The following is a 20,070-nucleotide window of genomic DNA, read 5'->3' on the forward strand; positions in this document are numbered from 1 at the left end:
TCGGAAGCGCGCGGGCCGGCGCGCATCCGGCGGCCTGCGCTTCGCTTACGCCGCCCTACGGAAGCCATCCCCGGTTTTCTAGCGCAAGCCGCCGCCCTGGCCGTCGAAGCTGCGTTCGATCAGCTCGATCTTGTAGCCGTCCGGATCGGTCACGAAGGCGATCACGCTGGTGCCGCCCTTCACCGGACCCGGCTCGCGCGTGATGTTGCCGCCGCTGGCGCGCACCGCGTCGCAGGCGGCGTAGATGTTCTCCGCGCTCACCGCCAGGTGGCCGTACGCCGTTCCCATCTCGTATTTGTCCACGCCGTGGTTGTAGGTCAGCTCCAGTTCCGCGTGCTCCGGGTTCGATCCGTAGCCCAGGAAGGCCAGCGTGTACTTGTATTCCGGATTGTCGCTGGTGCGCAGCAGCTTCATCCCCAGCACCTTGGTGTAGAAATCGATGGAGCGCTGCAGGTCGCCGACCCGCAACATGGTGTGCAGTATGCGCATGGTGTACTTTCGTCAGTGGGCAAAAAAGGCATTGTATGCGCTTTGCGCGAAATCCGTTTGACACGCCGGCTGGATGTGGCAACGTTAACTCATCGCATGAATCGAGGAGACAGACGTGCCGCAAAACCGCCGCCGCTTCCTGGGCCAGGCCCTGGCCGCAGGCCTGATGGGAACCATGCCGCCGCTGCTGCGGCAGGCGCTGGCCGTGCCCGCGCACCGCGCCAGCGGCACCATCGAGGACGTGCGGCACGTGGTCATCCTGATGCAGGAAAACCGCTCCTTCGACCATTATTTCGGCACCTTGCCCGGGGTGCGCGGCTTCGGCGACCGCTTCACGATTCCGCTGCGCGACCGCACCGTCTGGCAGCAGAACAACGGCCGCCGCACCGTCATGCCCTATCACCTGGACCAGGAGGCGGGCAACGCGCAGTGCGCGCTGGACCTGCCGCACACCTGGCCGGACGCGCAGGCCGCCTGGGACGACGGCCGCATGGGCTTCTGGCCGCGTTCCAAGACCGACGCCTCCATGGCCTACTACACGCGCAAGGAACTGCCGTTCCAGTTCGCGCTGGCCGACGCCTTCACCTTGTGCGACGCCTATCACTGCTCGCTGCAGGGCGGCACCAATCCGAACCGCCTCTATCTGCTGACCGGCACCAACGATCCCGCGGGGCGCTACGGCGGTCCCGCCATCGACAACCGCATGGAGGGCCTGGGGCCGCCGGAGCAGGGCTTCACCTGGACCACCTACGCCGAGCGCCTGGAGCAGGCCGGCGTGAGCTGGAAGGTGTACCAGGACATGAACGACAACTACGACTGCAACCTGCTGACGGTGTTCCGCAACTTCCGCGAGGCGCACCTGAGCCGGCCGCACGCGCTGGCAGAGAAGGGGCTGGACACCACGCTGCGCGACGCCAAGCTGCAAGGGCTGAGGGACGACGTGGTGGCGGGCCGGCTGCCGCAGGTGAGCTGGATCGTCGCGCCGCGCCTGTATTCCGAGCATCCGGGGCCGTCCACGCCGGTGCAGGGCGGCGCCTACACGCGGATGGTGCTGGAGGCGCTGCTGGCGGACCCCGTCGTCTGGAGCAAGACCGTGTTCCTGCAAATGTACGACGAGAACGACGCCTTCTTCGACCACATGCCGCCACCCGCCGCGCCGGCCGAGAACCGCGACGGCAGCCGCGCGGGCAAGTCCACCGTGGACTACGCCGCCGAGTGCCATTCGGACGGCAAGCTGTATGGCCTGGGGCCGCGCGTGCCCATGCTGGTGATTTCGCCGTGGAGCAAGGGCGGCTGGGTCAATTCGCAGGTGTTCGACCACACCTCGGTTCTGCGCTTCCTCGAAACGCGCTTCGGCGTGCAGGAGCCGAACATCAGTCCCTGGCGGCGCGCCGTGTGCGGGGACTTGAGCAGCTGCTTCGACTTCCGCACGCCCGACGCGGCGCCGCCGGCGCTGGTCCCGCGCGACCAGGCCTGGGCCGACGCGTGGCGCCGGGAGCAGCGCGCGCAAGTCGGTATCGACGTGCCGGCCGAAAGCGGGCAGCGCGCGCCGCGCCAGCCGCAAGGCGAGCGGCCGTCGCGCGCCTTGCCGTACCGGCTGGAGGTGGCGTCCGACGTGATGGACGCCGCCGTGTCGCTGCGCTTCCTCAACACCGGCGCGGCGGGCGCGGTGTTCCACGTGTACGACAAGCTGCACCTGGAGCGCTTCCCGCGCCGCTACACGGTGGAGGCGGGCAAGTCGCTGTCGGACGTGTGGACGCCGGTGCCGCGCGACCAGGGCAAATACGACCTGTGGGTGCTGGGACCGAACGGCTTCCACCGCCAGTTGCAGGGAGCGGTGGGCGGGCAGGGCGGGGCGCTAGCGATGTCGCTTGAGGGATACGGCAGCGGCCTGCGCCTGACCCTGCGCAACGACGGCGTCGCCACCCGCGAGGTGGCCCTGCGCAAGCTGGCCTATGGCGACGCGCCCGTGCAATTGCGCACGCTGGCGCCGGGCGAAAGCGCGCGCATCCTGCTGCCGCTGGAGGCGCAGCGCCACTGGTACGACTACAGCGTGCAGAGCGGCGACTGGCTGCGGCGCTTCGCCGGCCGCCTGGAGACGGGCCGCGACGGCGTCAGCGACCCCGCGATGGGCGAGGCCTGAGCCGGCCCGCGCGGCCAGGCGGCGCGGCCGTTGGCGCGGCCAGCGGCGCCTCCAAGCCCGCGCTCAGCGGCAGACGGGCAGCGGCACCGACACGGCCTGTCCGGCATAGTCGACCAGCTGTCCGCCTTTCCCGGCCGTGCCGGCGCCGCACACCACCTTGAACCGCTGCTTGCCGCTCATGCCGGGGAAGCTGCCCTGGCGCGCGCCGATGGTGAGCACGCGCCGCTTGTCGTCCCAGCCCAGCATGGTGGTGGCGTGCTGGCCCTGCTCGTAGCCGTAGCCGTCGCCCTGGTCGTCATAGAGTTCGAACCGGCCGTCCGCGCCCGGATAGACGCGCAGTTCGACGGGCTCGCCGCTGGCCTGGTCGGCGTACTGCTTGACGGGGCCGAGCGGCACGATGCCGCCCGCGCGGGCATACACGGGGATGGTGGCGATGTCCGCCTTGGCCGCCACGTGCCTGCCGCCCTCCAGCCTGGCCCCGGTCCAGAAGTCATACCACGCGGTGCCGGCCGGCAGGTAGACCATGCGCTGCTCGGTGGCCGGCCGCGTCACCGGATTGACCAGCAGCGCCTTGCCGAACATGTACTGGTCCTTGATGGACAGCGCGTTGCGGTCGCCCTGGAAGTCCATCGCCAGCGGCCGCATCATGCTGCCGTCGCGGCGCGTCACGTCCCAGGACAGCGAATAGATATAGGGCAGCAGGCGGTAGCGCAGCTTGTCGTAATCGAGCAGGACGCGCTGCGTCGGCGTGGGGAACCGCCACATCTCCTTGCCCTCGCCGGTGCCATGCACGCGGAACATGGGGTTGAACACGCCGAACTGGTACCAGCGCGTGAACAGTTCCGCGTAGGCCGGGTCGCTCGGCTTGCCGCCGAAGAAGCCGCCGATGTCGGCCGACCAGTAGGGGATGCCGCTCAGGCTGAAATTGAGGCCGGCCGGGATCTGGCGCGCGAAGGTGTCCCAATCGCCATGCGTGTCGCCGGACCAGGTGATGGCCGCGTTGCGCTGCTGGCCGGCGTAGGCCGAGCGGGTCAGGATGAAGGCGCGCTTTTCCGGCATGTCGCGGCGGGCGCCGTCGTGCACCGCCGTGGTGTGCAGCAGCGGGAAGGAGTTGTAGACCTCCGCGCCCGGCCCCTGCGCGGTGCGCACCTGCCGCAACTGCCCCCAGTCGCCGCCCAGTTCCGTTTCGGCGCCGTCCAGCCACCAGCCGTCGAAGCCCAGGCGGCCCAGGCGCCGCATGATCTGCTTCCAGTACACGTCGCGGCCGGCGGGCGACCAGGCGTCGTACCAGCGTCCCTGGCCGGCCGGGTACACGTTGGGGTAGACGGTGGGGAAGGCCGCGCCCACGGCGTCCAGTTCCGCGAGGTGCTTCAGACCCAGGTCGAAGCGCGGCCACACCGAGATGATCACGTGGGTGTTCGCCGCGTGCAGCGCCTTGACCATGCCGGCCGGGTCGGGGAAGCGCGCGGCGTCGAATTCGTGGCTGCCCCAGCCGTCCTTGCCCCAGTACTGCCAGTCCTGCACCACCGCGTCCAGCGGGATGCCCAGTTCGCGATGGCGCTTGGCGACGGACAGCAGTTCCTCTTGCGTTTGGTAGCGTTCCTTGGATTGCCACAGGCCCCAGGTCCAGCGCGCCATCATGGGCGCGGCCCCGGTCAGCGCGCGGTAGCCGCCGATCACCTGGTCGATGGTGGGGCCGTAGATGAAATCGTAGTCGATGCCGTGGCCCGCCTCGGAGCGGAACACCAGCTGTTCGGCGCTCTGCGGAATGGCGACATCCACTTCGGTGACCGAGGCGTTGTTCCACAGGATGCCGTAGCCCTTGGACGACACCAGCATGGGCACGCCCACGTCGCGGTTGGCCTGCTGCAGGCGCACGGTGTTGGAGCGGTAGTCCAGGTATCCGCTCTGGTGCTGGCCCAGGCCGTAGACCGCGTCCTCGTTATGCAGCGCGAAGGTCTGCCTCAGGGCGCCGCCTTCCCGCGGCGGCAGCACGCGCGGACGCGCGCCGGCCTCCTCCAGCACGGGCTTGCCCGCCGCGTCCAGGAAGGCGATGGCGCCGCTGGCCTTGTTGATCCGGACCTGCACGGCGGCCGTCGCCAGCGTGACCGTGTCGGCGGTGGACGAGGTGGTCCACGCCACGGCGGAAGGCTTGGCGATGACGGCCGGGTTGTAGGAGCCGGCCCAATCCTTGTCGCGGTGGTAGCGCACGTGGATGACGCGCTCCGAACGCGGCTCGATCGACAGCGTGCCTTCCGCCGTCCGGACGCTGATGCCCGCCGCCGACCGTTCCACGCCGGCGACGGCCAGGCTGGCCGTGGCGGCCGAGGCGTCGTCGGCGGCGGCGAACGCCGGCGCGAGCAGGGCCGCCGGTAAAAAGAGGTGTGAAATCAGTGTCGCGAGCAGGGTTCGAGCCATGGTGTCTCCAATTTTATTGGAGCCTAGTATGTCCGAGCCGCTGTCCGCGGTCCAATCACGGTTTTTGTGTTATCGATACCAATTCGAGTATCCGGGCCCCGTCACAGTGGCAGCGCGGTCTCGTATTTCACTTCGCGCAGCGCCACGCTGGTGTTCACGTTCGACACGCCGGGCAGCTTGAGCAGCACGTTGTGCAGGAAGTCGTGATAGGCGTTCATGTCCCGCACCACCAGTTTCACCATGTAGTCCGAGGTGCCGGTGACCTCGTAGCATTCCATCACCTCGGGCCTGAGCTGCATGGCGTTCTCGAAGCCGGCCACCACGCCGGCGTCGTGCCGCGTCAGCGAGATGTGCAGCAGGCACACCTGCGACAAATCCACCCTGCGCCGGTCCACGATGGCCGCGTAGCGGCTGATCACGCCTTTCTCTTCCAGTTCCTTCTGGCGGCGCCAGCACGGCGTGGCGGACATGCCGATTTTCTCGGCCAGCTCGTTGGTCGAGATGCGGCTGTTTTGTTGCAATTCGCTAAGTATTTTGAGCGACGCCGCGTCAAAAGTGGAATTTTCCATGTAAGCCCAAAAATAAGAATGCTGTACTTTTCCGGGGGGCTTTTCCCTTGATACAGGAATAATATTTCCCACCCCGAACCCTACCATTTACCCACTGATACTACAGGCGATGTGCCTGCCTATACAAGCTGGAAACGGAGATAAAAATGGGTTCGATGAACGACGCCGGCGGGCTGGCCCCCACACCGGAACAACCGGCCTTGGCCGACCCGGCCTACCGGCTGGATGACAATATGCGCCGCGACAGCGGCCGGGTTTTCATCACCGGCACGCAGGCGCTGCTGCGCATGGCGCTGATGCAGAAAACCGTCGACGAGCGCCAGGGCCTGCACACGGCCGGCTTCATCAGCGGCTACCGCGGCTCGCCGCTGGGCGCGGTGGACCAGGAGGCCTGGCGCATCGCCCCGCTGCTGAAGGAGCGCGGCATCGAGTTCCTGCCCGCCATCAACGAGGACCTGGGCGCGACCGCCGTGCTGGGCACGCAGCAGGTGGAATCGGACCCGACCCGCAAGGTCGAGGGCGTGTTCGCCATGTGGTACGGCAAGGGCCCGGGCGTCGACCGTTCCGGCGACGCGCTCAAGCACGGCAATGTGTACGGCTCCTCGCCGCACGGCGGCGTGCTGGTGGTGCTGGGCGACGACCACGGCTGCGTGTCGTCGTCGATGCCGCACCAGAGCGAGCAGGCGCTGATGGCCTGGTCCATGCCGGTGCTGAATCCCGCCAACATCGAGGAGTATTTCGAGTTCGGCCTGTACGGCTGGGCGCTGTCGCGCTTCTCCGGCAACTGGGTGGGCTTCAAGGCCATCTCGGAAACCGTGGAGGGCGGCGCCGTGGTCGAGCTGCCCGCGCCGCACGACTACCTGGTGCCCACCGATTACCGCTACCCGGAGGGCGGCCTGCACTACCGCTGGCCGGATCTGCCCAGCCTCGCGCTGGAGCGGCGCCTGGCGGCCAAGCTGAACGCCGTGCAAGCCTTCGCCCGCGTCAATTCCATCGACAAGCTGGTCGTGAAGGCGCCCGCCGCGAAGCTGGGCATCATCAGCGCCGGCAAGGCCTACCTGGACTTGCTGGAGGCGCTGCAGCGCATGGGCGTCGGCTTCGACCTGATGGAGCAGCTGGGCATCCGCCTGTACAAGCCCGGCATGACCTGGCCGCTGGAACGCGGCCGGCTGCTATCCTTCGCCGAGGGCCTGGAGCAGGTGCTGGTGGTGGAGGAGAAGGGGCCCGTCATCGAGGACCAGCTCAAGGGCATGCTGTACAACCTGCCCGCCACCACCCGGCCCGTCATCCTCGGCAAGACCGACGCCGGCGGCGAACCGCTGCTGTCCGCGCTGGGCGAGCTGCGCCCGTCGCGCATCGCGCCCGCGCTGATACGCTGGCTGGCGCCGCTGATGCCGCAACTGGGCCTGGAGCGCCAACTGCCGTCGTTCTGCGCGGCCGAGCCGCTGTCCAACGGCGCGGACGCGGTCAAGCGCACGCCGTACTTCTGCTCCGGCTGCCCGCACAACACCTCCACCAGGCTGCCCGAGGGCAGCCGCGCGCTGGCCGGCATCGGTTGCCACTTCATGGCGACTTGGATGGAGCGCGACACCTTCAACCTGACGCAAATGGGCGGCGAGGGCGTGACTTGGGTGGCGGCCTCCCGCTTCGTCGGCGAGCCGCACGTGTTCCAGAACCTGGGCGACGGCACCTATTACCACTCCGGCTACCTGGCCGTGCGCCAGGCCATCGCCGCCAACACCAATATCACCTACAAGATCCTGTACAACGACGCCGTCGCCATGACGGGCGGCCAGCCGGTGGACGGCGGCCTGAGCGTGCCGCAGATCGCGCAGCAGGTGACGAGCGAGGGCGCCGCGCGGGTGGTGGTGGTGACGGACGATCCGGCGCGCTACGAGGGCGTGACCTTGCCGGCCGGCGTGCCGGTGCGCGACCGGAGCGAGCTGGACCTGGTGCAGCGCGAGCTGCGCGAGATCCGGGGCGTGACGGTGCTGATCTACGACCAGACCTGCGCCGCCGAGAAGCGCCGCCGCCGCAAGCAGAACAAGCCCGGCAAGACCGTGTTTCCCGACCCGGCGCGCCGCATGATGATCAACCCCGCCGTCTGCGAAGGCTGCGGCGATTGCGGCGTGCAGTCCAACTGCCTGTCCATCCTGCCGCTGGAAACGGAGCTGGGCCGCAAGCGCGCCATCGAGCAATCGTCCTGCAACAAGGACTACTCCTGCGTGGAGGGCTTCTGCCCCAGCTTCGTGTCCGTGCTGGGCGGGACGCTGAAAAAGCCCGCCGCCGCCAGGGTGTCGCTGGCGCAGCTGGAGGAGATGCTGGCGCCGCACCCCTTGCCGCCGGCCTATGATTTCGCCAAGCCCCACGAGATGCTGGTGGCCGGCATCGGCGGCACCGGCGTGGTGACGCTGGGCGCGCTGATCACGATGGCGGCGCACCTGGAGGGCAAGGGCGCCTCCGCGCTGGACTTCATGGGCTTCGCGCAAAAGGGCGGCGCCGTGATGTCGCACGTGCGCGTGGCCGCCTCGCCCGCGCTGCTGAACCAGGTGCGCATCGACCTGCGACAGGCGGACGCCGTGCTGGCCTGCGACCTGGTGGTGGCCGCCATGCCGGACGCGCTGTCCGTCATGCGCCGGGGCCACACGCGAGTGGTGGCCAACGACCGCGAGACGCCGACCGCCGAGTTCACCCGCGATCCGGACGCCGGCGTGGACAAGGAAGGCCTGCTGGAGAAGATACGCCACGCGTCCGGCGATGAGGGAACTTACACGCTGAACCCGGCCGACCTGGCGACCCGCGCGCTGGGCGAGCAGATCACCGCCAACATCGTCATGCTGGGCTACGCCTGGCAGCGCGGCCTGGTGCCGGTGGGGCTGGCCGCGATGATGCGCGCGATCGAGCTGAACAACGTCGCCATCGACCTCAACAAGCGCGCCTTCATGCTGGGCCGCCTGGCCGCCGCCGACGGCGCCGCCATCGACCGCCTGGCGCAGCCGGCGCAGGTGATCCAGTTCGCCGCGCCGAATTCGCTGCCGGAGATGGTGGCGCTGCGCGCCGGCCTGCTGACGGCCTACCAGGACCAGCGCTACGCGGAGCGCTACCAGGCGCTGGTGCGCCTGGTGGAGGAAAAGGAGCGCGCGCTGGAGGGGCCGGACTCGAGACTGGCGCTGAGCAAGGCCGTGGCGCGCAGCCTGTACAAGGCGATGGCGTACAAGGATGAATACGAGGTCGCGCGCCTGCACGCCGATCCGTCCTTCCGCGAGCAGATCGCCGGCCAGTTCGAAGGGGACTACAAGCTGCAATTCCACATGGCGCCGCCGCTGCTGCCCAAGCACAAGCCGGGCACGGACATTCCGGCCAAGCGCGCGTTCGGCGCGTGGCTGATGCCGGTGATGGGCGCGCTGGCGAGGTTCAAGGGCCTGCGCGGCACGGCGCTGGATGTGTTCGGCTACACGGAGGAGCGCCGGCGCGAGCGCGCGTGGCGCGACCAGGTCATGGCGCTGGTGGAGGAACTGGCGGCGGGGCTGAACGCGGACAACAAGCCGGTGGCGCTGAAGCTGGCGCAGGTGCCGGACAAGGTGCGCGGCTACGGCCACGTGAAACTGGCCGCGATGGACCAGGCGCTGCGCGAACTCGAAACGCTGCGCCCGCAAATGAAGGCGCGCCCCGCCACCGTCACGATGATGAGGCGCGCCTGAGAGTAATCACCGGCCGATCCCGCAAGGGCGGAGTAGCGCCACGCGCTATTCCGCCGGATGCGGGCTGGCCAGCGCCCGCGAACTAGTACTTCTTGCCGGTGTAGGTGTCGTCGTCATCCAGCCGCCCGCTCTGGCTGGACAGGCCGCCGCCCTGGCCCACGTTGCCCTGGCCGCCCTGGTAGCCGCTGCCGCCGCTCTGCATCGTGCTGGTGCCCTGGCCCATCACGCTGCCGGTCGAGGTGCGGTAGCCGGCGTCCGGCTGGGTGCCGTAGAAGCCGTGGATCTGGGTGCTGAACTCGGCGCTGGCCATGTCCGGCCAGCGGTCCTTGTCGAAGCCCGGCGCGCTCTCCAGCCTTTCCTTGCTGATGTCCAGGATGAAGCGCTTGTTCACCGTGTCCAGCTCCAGGCTTTGCCATGGCACGGCGAACAGCTTGTCGCCCATGCCCAGGATGCCGCCGAACGACAGCACCGCGTAGGCGATGCGTCCGCTTTGCATGTCGATCATGATTTCCTTGATGTCTCCCAGGTCCTCATCCATGCGGTTGTAGACATCCTCACCCATCAGGGTGTCCGCGCCCATCAGGCGCGGGCCGGGCCCGTCGTCGATGTCACGGTCGCGGTAGATGCCAAAGGTGTCTCGGTCCAGATAGCTCATCATAGTCTCCTTGAGTAATGTGATGCCGGCGGTTCAGCTTCCCTTCGGCGTGACGCGCCAGACGATGTTGGCCACATCGTCCGCCACCAGCAATGCGCCAGCCTTGTCGATCGCCACGCCCACGGGCCGGCCCTGGGCCTTGCCGTTGGCGTTGAGGAAGCCGCTCAGGATGTCCCGCGGCGGCCCGGATGGCTGGCCGTTCGCGAACGGCACGAACACCACCTTGTAGCCGCTGTGCGGCTTGCGGTTCCACGAACCGTGCTGGCCGATGAAAGCGCCGTTCTGATAGCTCGCCGGGAACAGCTTGCCCTCGTAGAACGCCAGTCCCAACGACGCCGTGTGCCCGCCCAGCGCATAGTCGGGCGCGATGGCTTTCGCCACCAGGTCCGGCTGTTGCGGCTTGACGCGCGTGTCCACGGTCTGGCCGTAATAGCTGTACGGCCAGCCGTAGAATCCGCCCTCCTTCACCGAGGTCAGATAGTCGGGCACCAGGTCGTTGCCCAGTTCGTCGCGTTCGTTGACCACCGTCCACAGCGCCTTCGATTGCGGCTGCCACGCCATGCCGTTCGGATTGCGCAGGCCGGTCGCGAACAGGCGCGCCTTGTTGGTGGCCAGGTCCAGCTGCCAGATGGCGGCGCGGCCCTCCTCCTTGTCCATGCCGTTCTCACCGATGTTGCTGTTCGAGCCCACGGTGGCGTACAGGTATTTGCCGTCCGGGCTGGCGATGATGTTCTTGGTCCAGTGGTGGTTCAGCGGCCCGCCGGGCAGGTCCATGACCTTCACGCCGGGCGCGGTGATCGCGGTCTGTCCCTCCTCGTAGGGGAACTTGAGCACCGCGTCGGTGTTGGCCACGTACAGGCTCTTGCCCACCAGCGCCACGCCGAACGGCGAGTGCAGGTTCTGCAGGAAGACGGTGCGTGTCCTGGCCGCGCCGTTGGCGTCGATGTCGCGCAGCAGGGTGATGCGGTTGGCCGGCGGCGTCACCGCGCCCGCCTTCTTCATCTGCGATTTCATGATCGCGCCCTTGATGCCCTTGCCGTCCTCCGGCTTGGGCGGCGCGTTGGTCTCCACCACCAGCACGTCGCTGTTGGGCAGCACGTACACCCAGCGCGGATGGTCCAGCTCGCGCGCGTACGCCTTCACCGTGAAGCCCTCGGCCGCGATCGGCGTCGCGTCGCCCTGGAAGCGCTCCACCGGCGCCACGTTCACCGTGGGGATCAGCTTCTTCTCCGGTTTCGGCAGCGCCGGGTTGGGGCCGTAGCCGGTGGGATATTGGGCGGCGGCGCCGTGGGCGATGGCGCACAGCATGGTGCAGGCGAGGATGCGTTTCATGCGGGGCTCTCCGTGGGTGGGTCCTTCGGTCAGTCGCGTTTGCTTCCCGGTTGCGGCTTGGCCTGCGCGGGCGGGCGCGGCTGCACTTTCTCCACGCCGCGCACGCCGTGCAGGTCGGTGTCCACCAGGCCCTGCTCGATGTCGCTGGCGGCCTGCTGTATCACGCTGCGCTCCTTGGGCGGATGGCCCTCGGGCGACTCGTCGCGCTCGTGCGGCAGGCGCTTGCCGCCGTCGCTGCGCGCCGGCTGGTCCGTGTTGATCTTGCGGTCTTTGGCTTCGGTAACCATGGTTGCCTCTCTAGTCTGCTCGCGGCCATCATAGTCCGCGCCCGTGAACGGAGTCGCGCAATTGAATGGGTTTGAAAAGGTGGAATATGGGCATGAAATTGGACATGAACTCGGGTAACATTCCATGCTTGCGAATGCAGTTTTTCCCGAGAAAGAGTCCCGCCGTATGAAGCCAGAATCCGCCGAGCTGCACGCCGTGCCCGCCATCTGCCCCAACTGCGACGCCACCGTCAGCGGCAACTATTGCCACAACTGCGGACAGGAAACGCACGCGCACGCGCCCAGCTTCGCCGAATTCGCGCACGAGTTCATCGGCCACTACGTGGCGCTGGAGGGGCGGCTGTGGGGCACGGTCTCGCGGCTGCTGTTCCGCCCGGGCCTGCTCACCATCGAGTACATGCGCGGCCGCCGCAAACGCTATGTGGAGCCGCTGCGCCTCTACCTGTCGCTGAGCATCCTGTTCTTCGCGCTGCTCAACTTCAGCGGCGCCGAGCCCGTCAAGCTCGGCCAGCCGGACGCTAATCCGGTCGCCGCGCAAGCGGTGCGCAACGCGGAGAGGGAGGCCGCCGACATCCGCGGCGAGATCATCAGCCAGGGCAGGACCGTCAACGAGCGGGGCGAGGTCGAGGAGCTGGGCGACCGCATCCGCCAGAAGGCGCCGTTCCTGACCAGGCAATGGGAGTACTTCGAGGCGCAGCCCGACCACAAGAAGAGCGAGATGCTGCGTTACGGCTTCTTCAAGTACGGGCCCTACGCGATGTTCGCGCTGATGCCGCTGTTCGCGCTATACCTGAAGCTGCTGTACATCGGTTCGGGCCGGCGCTATGGTGAGCACCTGCTGTTCGCGCTGCACACCAGCGCGTTCGCCTTCGTGATGTTCACCGGCATCCTGTTCAGCCCGCACGGATTGCTGACCTTCGCGCTGGTGTGCTGGCTGATCGGCTATCTGCCGTGGGCCATGCGCCGCGTGTACAACAGCGGCAAGCTGACCACCTTCCTGCGCTGGAGCGTGCTGATGCTGGCGCACGGCATTTCGCTGGCGGTCGCCATCGGCCTGGCCATGGGGGCCGGCGCGACTTCGGGGCACTGAGCGGGCCACTGAGCGGGCTACCGAGCGGGCTACCGAGCGGGCTACCGAGCGGGCTACCGAGCGGGGCGCCGGGCCGTGCCGCGGACGCTCAGTCCGGCGTCTTGATCGGCTGCCACAGCTCGACCTTGTTGCCGTCCGGGTCCATGAACCAGCCGAAGCGGCCGTAGTCGAAGGACTGCGGATCGCCCACCAGTTCGCCGCCGCCGGCCGCCACCTGGGCCAGCGCGCCGTCCAGGTCGTCGACCACCAGGTTGAACATGAAGTCGCGCTTGGACGGCGCGAAATAGCCGGTGGTGTCCTTGAACGGGCTGAACACCGTGCAGCCGCCCTCGGGCATGGCGCCGGGCAGGAAGGTGGCGTAGTCGGTGGACTCGCCGGGGAAGCCGAGATGGGTCTGGTACCACTCCATCAGCCTTTGCGGATTGCGCGATTTGAAGAAAACGCCGCCCACGCCCAATGCTTTCGCCATCTTGTTCTCCTTTTGCTGGTTCGCTCACATGCGCTTGCAGTCTGCGGCCGCCCGAATTATACTGTTTGCACATACAGTATTCATATGCGTCCCGGCATCCGGTGGGCGCGTAGCCACGCATGGCAGAAGGTTGCATTATGGGTTACTCTGCCGAGTGTTGCTACCCCAAAACCGAGACCGAGATTTCCATGCCTGTTTCCATGCCAGCCACGCACGCCTTGTATCCGACCATCGCCCTCGTGGTCCGCCCCAACACGGCGAACATAGAAGAGTCCGTCGGCAGCCTGATGGCCTTCCTGCGCGGCGCCGGCCACACCGTTGTTTTCGAGGCGGAGACGGCGGCGCACCTGGGCATGGCGGGCGTGCGCGCGCTGACGGCGGCCGAGATCGGCGAGCAGGCCGACGCGGCCATCGTGATGGGCGGCGACGGCACCATGCTGGGCCTGGCGCGGCAGATGGCGCCGTACGACGTGCCGCTGATCGGCATCAACCAGGGCCGGCTCGGCTTCATGACCGACATCCCGCTGGAGGGCATGTTGCCGGTGCTGGCGCAAATGCTGGCCGGCAGCAGCAAGGCCGAGCGCCGCGCGCTGCTGGAAGGCAGCGTGGTGCGCGACGGCAAGACCATCCATGTCGGCATGGCCGTCAACGACGTGGTGGTGGCGCGCGGCGCCGGTTCCGGCATGGCCGAGCTGCGCGTCGACGTCGACGACCACTTCATGTACAACCAGCGTTCGGACGGCCTGATCATCTCGACGCCCACCGGCTCCACCGCGTACGCGCTGTCGGCCGGCGGCCCGCTGCTGCATCCGACGCTGGGCGGCATCGTGCTGGTGCCGATCGCGCCGCACGCGCTGTCGAACCGCCCCATCGTTCTGCCGGACTCCAGCGAGATCGTCATCGAGATCAAGCGCGGCCGCGACATCACCGTCAATTTCGACATGCAGACCTTCGCCAGCCTGCAGGCGCAGGACCGCATCCACATCAAGCGCTCGCCGCACACGGTGACGTTCCTGCATCCCGAAGGGTGGAGCTACTACAACACCCTGCGCGAAAAGCTGCACTGGAACGAATACCCGTCCGGCGAGGGCAAACTGGCCTGACTCTTCAACCCACCCTAGCCCCTATGCTCCGCACACTGTCCATCCGCGATTTCGTCATTGTCGACACGATAGAACTGGAATTCTCCGCCGGCTTCACCGTCTTCACGGGCGAGACCGGCGCCGGCAAGTCCATCCTCATCGACGCGCTGACCCTGGCGCTGGGCGGCCGGGGCGACGCCAGCGTGGTGCGCGAGGGGGCGGCCAAGGCCGACATCACGGCCGACTTCGCGGTCAACGAGCAGGCCGCCGCCTGGCTGGCCGCCAACGAGTTCGCGGCGGACGAGGGCGGCGCGCTGCTGCGCCGCGTGATCGACAACGCCGGCCGCTCCAAGGCCTACATCAACGGCGTGGCCGCCACCGCCGCGCAGCTGCGCGAACTGGGCGACATGCTGGTCGACATCCACGGCCAGCACGCCCACCAGTCGCTGCTGAAAACGGACGCGCAGCGCGAACTGCTGGACAACCAGGCCGCGAGCCGGGAAGCGGGGGCCGAGGGCGACCTGAAAGCCGTCGCCGCCGCGCACAAGGCCTGGCGCGCGCTGGCGAAACAGCTGGAGGAATACGAAACCAACGCCGCCAACCTCGCCTACGAGCGCGAGCGGCTGGAATGGCAGGTGGGCGAGCTGGACAAGCTGGCCGCCAAGCCGGGCGAATGGCAGGACATCTCCAACGAGCACAGCCGCCTGTCGCACGCGGCCAGCCTGCTCGAAGGCGCGCAGGAGGCGCTGAGCGCGATCTCGGAGGCGGAGGACCACCCCATCGTCTCGCAACTGTCCTCGCTGAGCCAGAAGCTGGGCAAGCTGGCCGCCATCGACACCGAGCTGCAGCCGACCGTGGACCTGATCGAGTCCGCGCGCATCCAGCTGCAGGAATCGGTGTACGCGCTGAACAACTACCTCGACCGCGTGGAGCTGGACCCGGACCGGCTGCGCCAGGTGGACATGCGCATGGAGGCGCTGCATTCCGCGTCGCGCAAATTCCGCGTCGCCCCGGAGGAACTGCCCGATGAGCACGCGCAGCTGTCGTCCAAGCTGCGCCAGCTGGCCGACGCCAGCGACCTCGACGGCCTGCGCAAGCAGGAGGAAAAGTTAAAGGCCGCGTACATGGAAGTGGCGCGCAAGCTGTCCGCCACGCGCGCCGCCGCCGCGCAAGCGTTGAGCGTGGCCGTCACCCAGGCCATGCAGGAACTCAACATGACGGGCGGTTCCTTCGCCATCGCGCTGAACCCCTGCGAGCCCGGCGCGCGCGGACTCGAACAGGTGGAATTCCTGGTGGCCGGCCACGCCGGCGTCGCGCCCCGTCCGCTGGCGAAAGTGGCGTCCGGCGGTGAGCTGGCCCGCATCTCGCTGGCGATCTCCGTGATCACCTCCAACGCCACGACCACGCCGACGCTGATCTTCGACGAGGTCGACAGCGGCATCGGCGGCGGCGTGGCCGAGGTGGTGGGACGGCTGCTGAAAAAGCTGGGCCAGGCGCGGCAAGTGCTATGCGTGACCCACCTGCCGCAGGTGGCCAGCCAGGCCGGCCAGCACTTCCAGGTCGCCAAGGGCACGCTGGACAACGGCAAGACCGCCTCCCGCATCGACGTGCTCGACAACAAAGCGCGCGTGGAAGAAGTGGCCCGCATGCTGGGCGGCCTCGAAATCACCGCCACCACCCGCAAGCACGCCCGCGAACTGCTCGCCTCCTAGATATTGCACTTTTAACATCGGTGTCAGGCGCGACATTCGGACGGGGACACAACCGTAGACGGATTACAGACGAGGTCGTGTCCGAATGTCGCGCGTGACACCGATGTAGATTTAGAAACTATAATGGCGGGTCCCACCTCCGTCATCGTAGATTCATGGCTTTCCTTAAAGAACCTCCCCATACGCATGGCGCGCCCAGCGGTAGCGCCGTCGTGCTCGTCAATCTCGGTACGCCGGAGGCGCCCACGCGCCCGGCCGTCCGGCGCTATCTGAGGCAGTTCCTGTCCGATCCGCGCGTGGTCGAGATTCCGCGCGCGCTCTGGTGGTTCATCCTCAACCTGGTGATCCTGCCGTTCCGCTCGGGCAAGTCGGCCGCGAAGTACGCGTCGATCTGGACCCGCGAGGGCTCGCCCCTGAAAGTCCATACCCAGCTGCAGGCGCAGTTGCTGCGCGGCGCGCTGGGCGAACGGGGCCACGGCGATGTCACCGTCGCGATGGCCATGCGCTACGGCTCGCCTTCGCTGCCGGACGTGCTGGCGCGCCTGAAGGCGGACGGCTGCGACCGCGTGGTCGTGCTGCCGGCCTATCCGCAGTATTCGGGCACCACCACCGGTTCCATCTACGACGCCGTGTTCGCCCATTACAAGCGGGTGCGCAATGTGCCGGAACTGCGCTTCGTCCGCAATTACCACGACGACGACGGTTATATCGCCGCCCTGGCCAAGTCGGTGCTGGCGCACTGGGACCAGCACGGACGCGGCGGGAAGCTGGTGCTGAGCTTCCACGGCGTGCCCAAGCGCACCCTGCTGCTGGGCGACCCCTACCACTGCGAGTGCATGAAGACGGCCCGCCTGCTGGCGGCCAAGCTGAAGCTCAAGCCCGAGGATTACGTCGTCACCTTCCAGTCGCGCTTCGGCAAGGCGGAGTGGCTGCAGCCCTACACCGCGCCCACCGTGCGGCAGTTGGCCAGGGACGGCGCGCGCCGGGTGGACGTGATCTGCCCCGGTTTCGTCAGCGATTGCCTGGAGACGCTGGAGGAGATCGCGATGGAGGTGCGCCACGACTTCCTGTCCGCCGGCGGCAAGGAATTCCACTACATCCCCTGCCTGAACGAACATCCGGCGTGGATCGCCGCGCTGGCCGAGATCGCCGAGCAGCACATGATAGGCTGGCCGACCATGCGCACTTCCGCGCAAAGGGAGGGGCTGAAGCGGGAAGGGGAGACGGCCCGGGCGGCGGCGTTGAAGCTGGGCGCGGAAAACTGAGGTTCGTGTTTTCCCGGCGCCGGGCGCATAATCAGCACTTGCCGCCGGTGAGTGCCAGCCTGTTAAAATACCCGCCGTATGGTAGCAGGCTGGCTGGAATTCCGTCGGAGAATACCCCTTGAAACCGTAGGTTATAGCCCCATTTGCTGCCCGAGCCATTAGTAGTACGTCAAACAAACACGATTTGTAGGAGTCTTTTAGATGCAAGATCAGGAAAATCAAGCGGTCCCTAATCCCGAGGCGGAAGCTGCGCCGGCACCATCGACTCCCGCCGAAGCCGCCGCGCCCTCGCTGGAGGAACAGCTGGCGAGCACCGAGGCCCGCCTGGCTGAGATGCACGACGCGTTCATGCGCGCCAAGGCCGACGCCGAGAACATCCGCCGCCGCGCCCAGGAAGACGTTGCCAAAGCGCACAAATTCGCCGTTGAGAGCTTCGCCGAGGCCATGGTGCCGGTGAAGGACAGCCTGGAGATGGCGCTGAAGGTCGAAACCCCGTCGCTGGATGCGCTGAAGGAGGGCGTCGAGATGACCCTGAAACAGCTCAATTCCGCGTTCGAGAAGAATCGCCTGCTGGAAATCATGCCGGCCCAGGGCGACAAGCTCGATCCGAACAAGCACCAGGCCGTCGCCGTCGTGCCCGCCGAGCAGGAAGCCAATACCGTCGTGTCCGTGTTGCAAAAAGGTTACATGATCGCCGACCGCCTGCTGCGTCCGGCCATCGTGACCGCCGCGCAGGCCAAGTGAGACCGTCACTAAGCACTTGAAATTACTCAGCATTTCCACATATAAGCAGCATCTGAAACTAGCAAATAAGGAAAAAAATCATGGGCAAAATTATCGGTATTGACCTGGGAACCACCAACTCCTGCGTGGCGATCATGGAAAATGGTCAACCCAAGGTAATCGAGAACGCGGAAGGCGCGCGGACCACGCCATCGATCATTGCTTATCAAGATGACGGCGAAATCCTGGTCGGCGCGCCGGCCAAGCGCCAGGCCGTGACCAATCCGAAGAACACCCTGTTCGCGGTGAAGCGCCTGATCGGCCGCAAGTTCGAAGAAAAAGAAGTGCAGAAGGACATCGCGCTGATGCCTTACCAGATCGCCAAGGCCGACAACGGCGACGCGTGGATCGGCGTGCGCGACAAGAAACTGGCGCCTCCGCAAATCTCCGCCGAAGTGCTGCGCAAGATGAAGAAGACCGCCGAGGACTACCTGGGCGAGGAAGTCACCGAGGCCGTGATCACCGTGCCGGCCTACTTCAACGACTCGCAGCGCCAGGCGACCAAGGACGCCGGCCGCATCGCCGGCCTGGACGTCAAGCGCATCATCAACGAGCCGACCGCAGCCGCGCTGGCCTTCGGCCTGGACAAGACCGACAAGGGCGACCGCAAGATCGCCGTGTATGACCTGGGTGGCGGCACGTTCGACGTGTCCATCATCGAGATCGCGGACGTGGACGGCGAGAAGCAGTTCGAAGTGCTGTCGACCAACGGCGACACCTTCCTGGGCGGCGAGGACTTCGACCAGCGCGTGATCGACTACATCATCGACGAGTTCAAGAAGATCAACGGCCTGGATCTGAAGAAGGATCCGATCGCGCTGCAGCGCATCAAGGCCTCGGCCGAGCGCGCCAAGATCGAGCTGTCGTCGTCGCAGCAGACCGAGATCAACGAGCCCTACATCGCCATGGCGAACGGCGCGCCGGTCCACTTGAACCTGAAAATGACCCGCGCCAAGCTGGAATCGCTGGTCGAGGAACTGATCGCCGCGACCATCGAGCCATGCCGCACCGCCATCAAGGACGCCGGCGTCAAGGTCACCGACATCGACGACATCATCCTGGTCGGCGGCATGACCCGCATGCCCAAGGTGCAGGAAAAGGTCAAGGAATTCTTCGGCAAGGACCCGCGCAAGGACGTGAACCCGGACGAGGCCGTCGCCGTGGGCGCCGCCATTCAAGGTTCGGTCCTGTCGGGCGACCGCAAGGACTTGCTGCTGCTGGACGTGACGCCGCTGTCGCTGGGCATCGAAACCCTGGGCGGCGTGATGACCAAGATGATCCACAAGAACACCACGATCCCGACCAAGTTCTCGCAAGTGTTCTCGACCGCCGACGACAACCAGCCCGCCGTGACCATCAAGGTCTACCAGGGCGAGCGTGAAATCGCGGCAGGCAACAAGGGCCTGGGCGAGTTCAACCTGGAAGGCATCCCGCCGGCCGCGCGCGGCACGCCGCAGATCGAAGTGACCTTCGACATCGACGCCAACGGCATCCTGCACGTGGGCGCCAAAGACAAGGCCACCGGCAAGGAAAACAAGATCACCATCAAGGCGAACTCGGGCTTGACCGAGGACGAGATCCAGAAGATGGTGAAGGACGCCGAGCTGAACGCGGAAGAGGACAAGAAGGTCAAGGAACTGGCCGAGTCGCGCAACCAGGCCGACGCGCTGGTGCACTCGACCAAGAAATCCCTGACCGAGTACGGCGACAAGCTGGAAGGCGGCGAGAAGGAGAAGATCGAAGCGGCCATCACCGACCTGGAAGCCTCGATCAAGGCCGGCGACAAGGCCGACATCGACGCCAAGGTGGCGGCGCTGTCGACCGCCTCGCAGAAGCTGGGCGAAAAGATGTATGCTGACATGCAAGCCCAGCAGGCGGCGGCCGGCGGCGGCGCCGAGGGCGGCCAGCAGCCCGGCGGCCAGCAGGAGTCCAAGCCGCAGCAGGACGACGTGGTCGACGCCGACTTCAAGGAAGTCAAAGACAGCAAGTAACTAGTCCCCCGGCCGCGGCCGAAAGACTGACGCCGAGCCGTGCATCCCTGCAAAGGGAGCGGCTCGGCTTTTTCGCATAATCAG

The 20,070-nt window shown here is 67.1% G+C and carries 15 protein-coding genes; 8 read left to right on the forward strand and 7 right to left on the reverse strand.

The features are described 5' to 3' along the window. Positions 1-78: 78 nt before the first annotated feature. Positions 79-489: a lactoylglutathione lyase gene (gene gloA / locus BM436_RS18200; RefSeq protein ID WP_093556946.1), complete on the reverse strand. Its 411-nt coding sequence runs from the start codon at positions 487-489 to the stop codon at positions 79-81. Between the two features lie 115 nt (positions 490-604). Between gloA and BM436_RS18205 the strand changes: the two genes are divergently transcribed. After that, a complete protein-coding gene (locus tag BM436_RS18205; protein WP_093556947.1) occupies positions 605-2,632 on the forward strand; it encodes a phosphocholine-specific phospholipase C in 2,028 nt (675 codons plus the stop codon). 63 nt (positions 2,633-2,695) lie between these two features. Here BM436_RS18205 and BM436_RS18210 read toward each other — a convergent pair whose 3' ends face one another. Next, positions 2,696-5,050 (reverse strand): glycoside hydrolase family 31 protein, encoded by a 2,355-nt coding sequence (locus BM436_RS18210; protein WP_093556948.1) that lies wholly within the window; start codon positions 5,048-5,050, stop codon positions 2,696-2,698. Positions 5,051-5,151: 101 nt separating this feature from the next. Next, complete coding sequence (locus BM436_RS18215) at positions 5,152-5,619, reverse strand: Lrp/AsnC family transcriptional regulator (RefSeq protein ID WP_093556949.1); 468 nt, start codon at positions 5,617-5,619, stop codon at positions 5,152-5,154. 146 nt (positions 5,620-5,765) lie between these two features. Between BM436_RS18215 and BM436_RS18220 the strand changes: the two genes are divergently transcribed. Further along, positions 5,766-9,320, forward strand: coding sequence for an indolepyruvate ferredoxin oxidoreductase family protein (locus BM436_RS18220; RefSeq protein ID WP_443094104.1), 3,555 nt, complete (start codon positions 5,766-5,768; stop codon positions 9,318-9,320). Between the two features lie 82 nt (positions 9,321-9,402). Here the strand turns inward: BM436_RS18220 and BM436_RS18225 are convergent, their stop codons facing one another. The 3 genes from BM436_RS18225 to BM436_RS18235 are packed head-to-tail and all read right to left on the reverse strand — an operon-like array spanning position 9,403 to position 11,594. Further along, positions 9,403-9,978: a PRC-barrel domain-containing protein gene (locus BM436_RS18225; RefSeq protein ID WP_229490456.1), complete on the reverse strand. Its 576-nt coding sequence runs from the start codon at positions 9,976-9,978 to the stop codon at positions 9,403-9,405. A 30-nt stretch (positions 9,979-10,008) separates the two neighbouring features. Continuing rightward, on the reverse strand, positions 10,009-11,307 hold the full coding sequence (locus tag BM436_RS18230) for a PQQ-dependent sugar dehydrogenase (protein ID WP_093556952.1): 1,299 nt from the start codon (positions 11,305-11,307) through the stop codon (positions 10,009-10,011). A 29-nt stretch (positions 11,308-11,336) separates the two neighbouring features. Continuing rightward, positions 11,337-11,594, reverse strand: coding sequence for a hypothetical protein (locus BM436_RS18235; RefSeq protein WP_093556953.1), 258 nt, complete (start codon positions 11,592-11,594; stop codon positions 11,337-11,339). Positions 11,595-11,916: 322 nt separating this feature from the next. Here BM436_RS18235 and BM436_RS18240 point away from each other — a divergent pair, with 322 nt between their 5' ends. Next, complete coding sequence (locus BM436_RS18240) at positions 11,917-12,684, forward strand: DUF3667 domain-containing protein (RefSeq protein WP_371859652.1); 768 nt, start codon at positions 11,917-11,919, stop codon at positions 12,682-12,684. Positions 12,685-12,772: 88 nt separating this feature from the next. On the opposite strand, the gene BM436_RS18245 is transcribed toward BM436_RS18240, so the two are convergent. Next, positions 12,773-13,153 (reverse strand): VOC family protein, encoded by a 381-nt coding sequence (locus tag BM436_RS18245; protein WP_093556955.1) that lies wholly within the window; start codon positions 13,151-13,153, stop codon positions 12,773-12,775. A gap of 200 nt (positions 13,154-13,353) precedes the next feature. Here BM436_RS18245 and BM436_RS18250 point away from each other — a divergent pair, with 200 nt between their 5' ends. The 5 genes from BM436_RS18250 to dnaK all read left to right on the forward strand — a co-directional run bounded on the left by BM436_RS18250 (position 13,354) and on the right by dnaK (position 19,986). Further along, on the forward strand, positions 13,354-14,256 hold the full coding sequence (locus tag BM436_RS18250; RefSeq protein WP_093556956.1) for an NAD kinase: 903 nt from the start codon (positions 13,354-13,356) through the stop codon (positions 14,254-14,256). A gap of 23 nt (positions 14,257-14,279) precedes the next feature. After that, positions 14,280-15,947 (forward strand): DNA repair protein RecN, encoded by a 1,668-nt coding sequence (recN, locus tag BM436_RS18255; protein WP_093556957.1) that lies wholly within the window; start codon positions 14,280-14,282, stop codon positions 15,945-15,947. Positions 15,948-16,102: 155 nt separating this feature from the next. Next, positions 16,103-17,212, forward strand: coding sequence for a ferrochelatase (gene hemH / locus BM436_RS18260; RefSeq protein WP_093556958.1), 1,110 nt, complete (start codon positions 16,103-16,105; stop codon positions 17,210-17,212). Positions 17,213-17,413: 201 nt separating this feature from the next. Continuing rightward, on the forward strand, positions 17,414-17,956 hold the full coding sequence (gene grpE, locus BM436_RS18265; RefSeq protein WP_093556959.1) for a nucleotide exchange factor GrpE: 543 nt from the start codon (positions 17,414-17,416) through the stop codon (positions 17,954-17,956). 80 nt (positions 17,957-18,036) lie between these two features. Next, entirely contained in the window at positions 18,037-19,986 is a 1,950-nt protein-coding gene (dnaK, locus tag BM436_RS18270; RefSeq protein ID WP_093556960.1) for a molecular chaperone DnaK, read from the forward strand. Positions 19,987-20,070 lie beyond the last annotated feature (84 nt).

Origin of the sequence: Pseudoduganella namucuonensis (assembly GCF_900116645.1) — a bacterium.
GTDB classification, from domain to species: domain Bacteria; phylum Pseudomonadota; class Gammaproteobacteria; order Burkholderiales; family Burkholderiaceae_D; genus Rugamonas; species Rugamonas namucuonensis.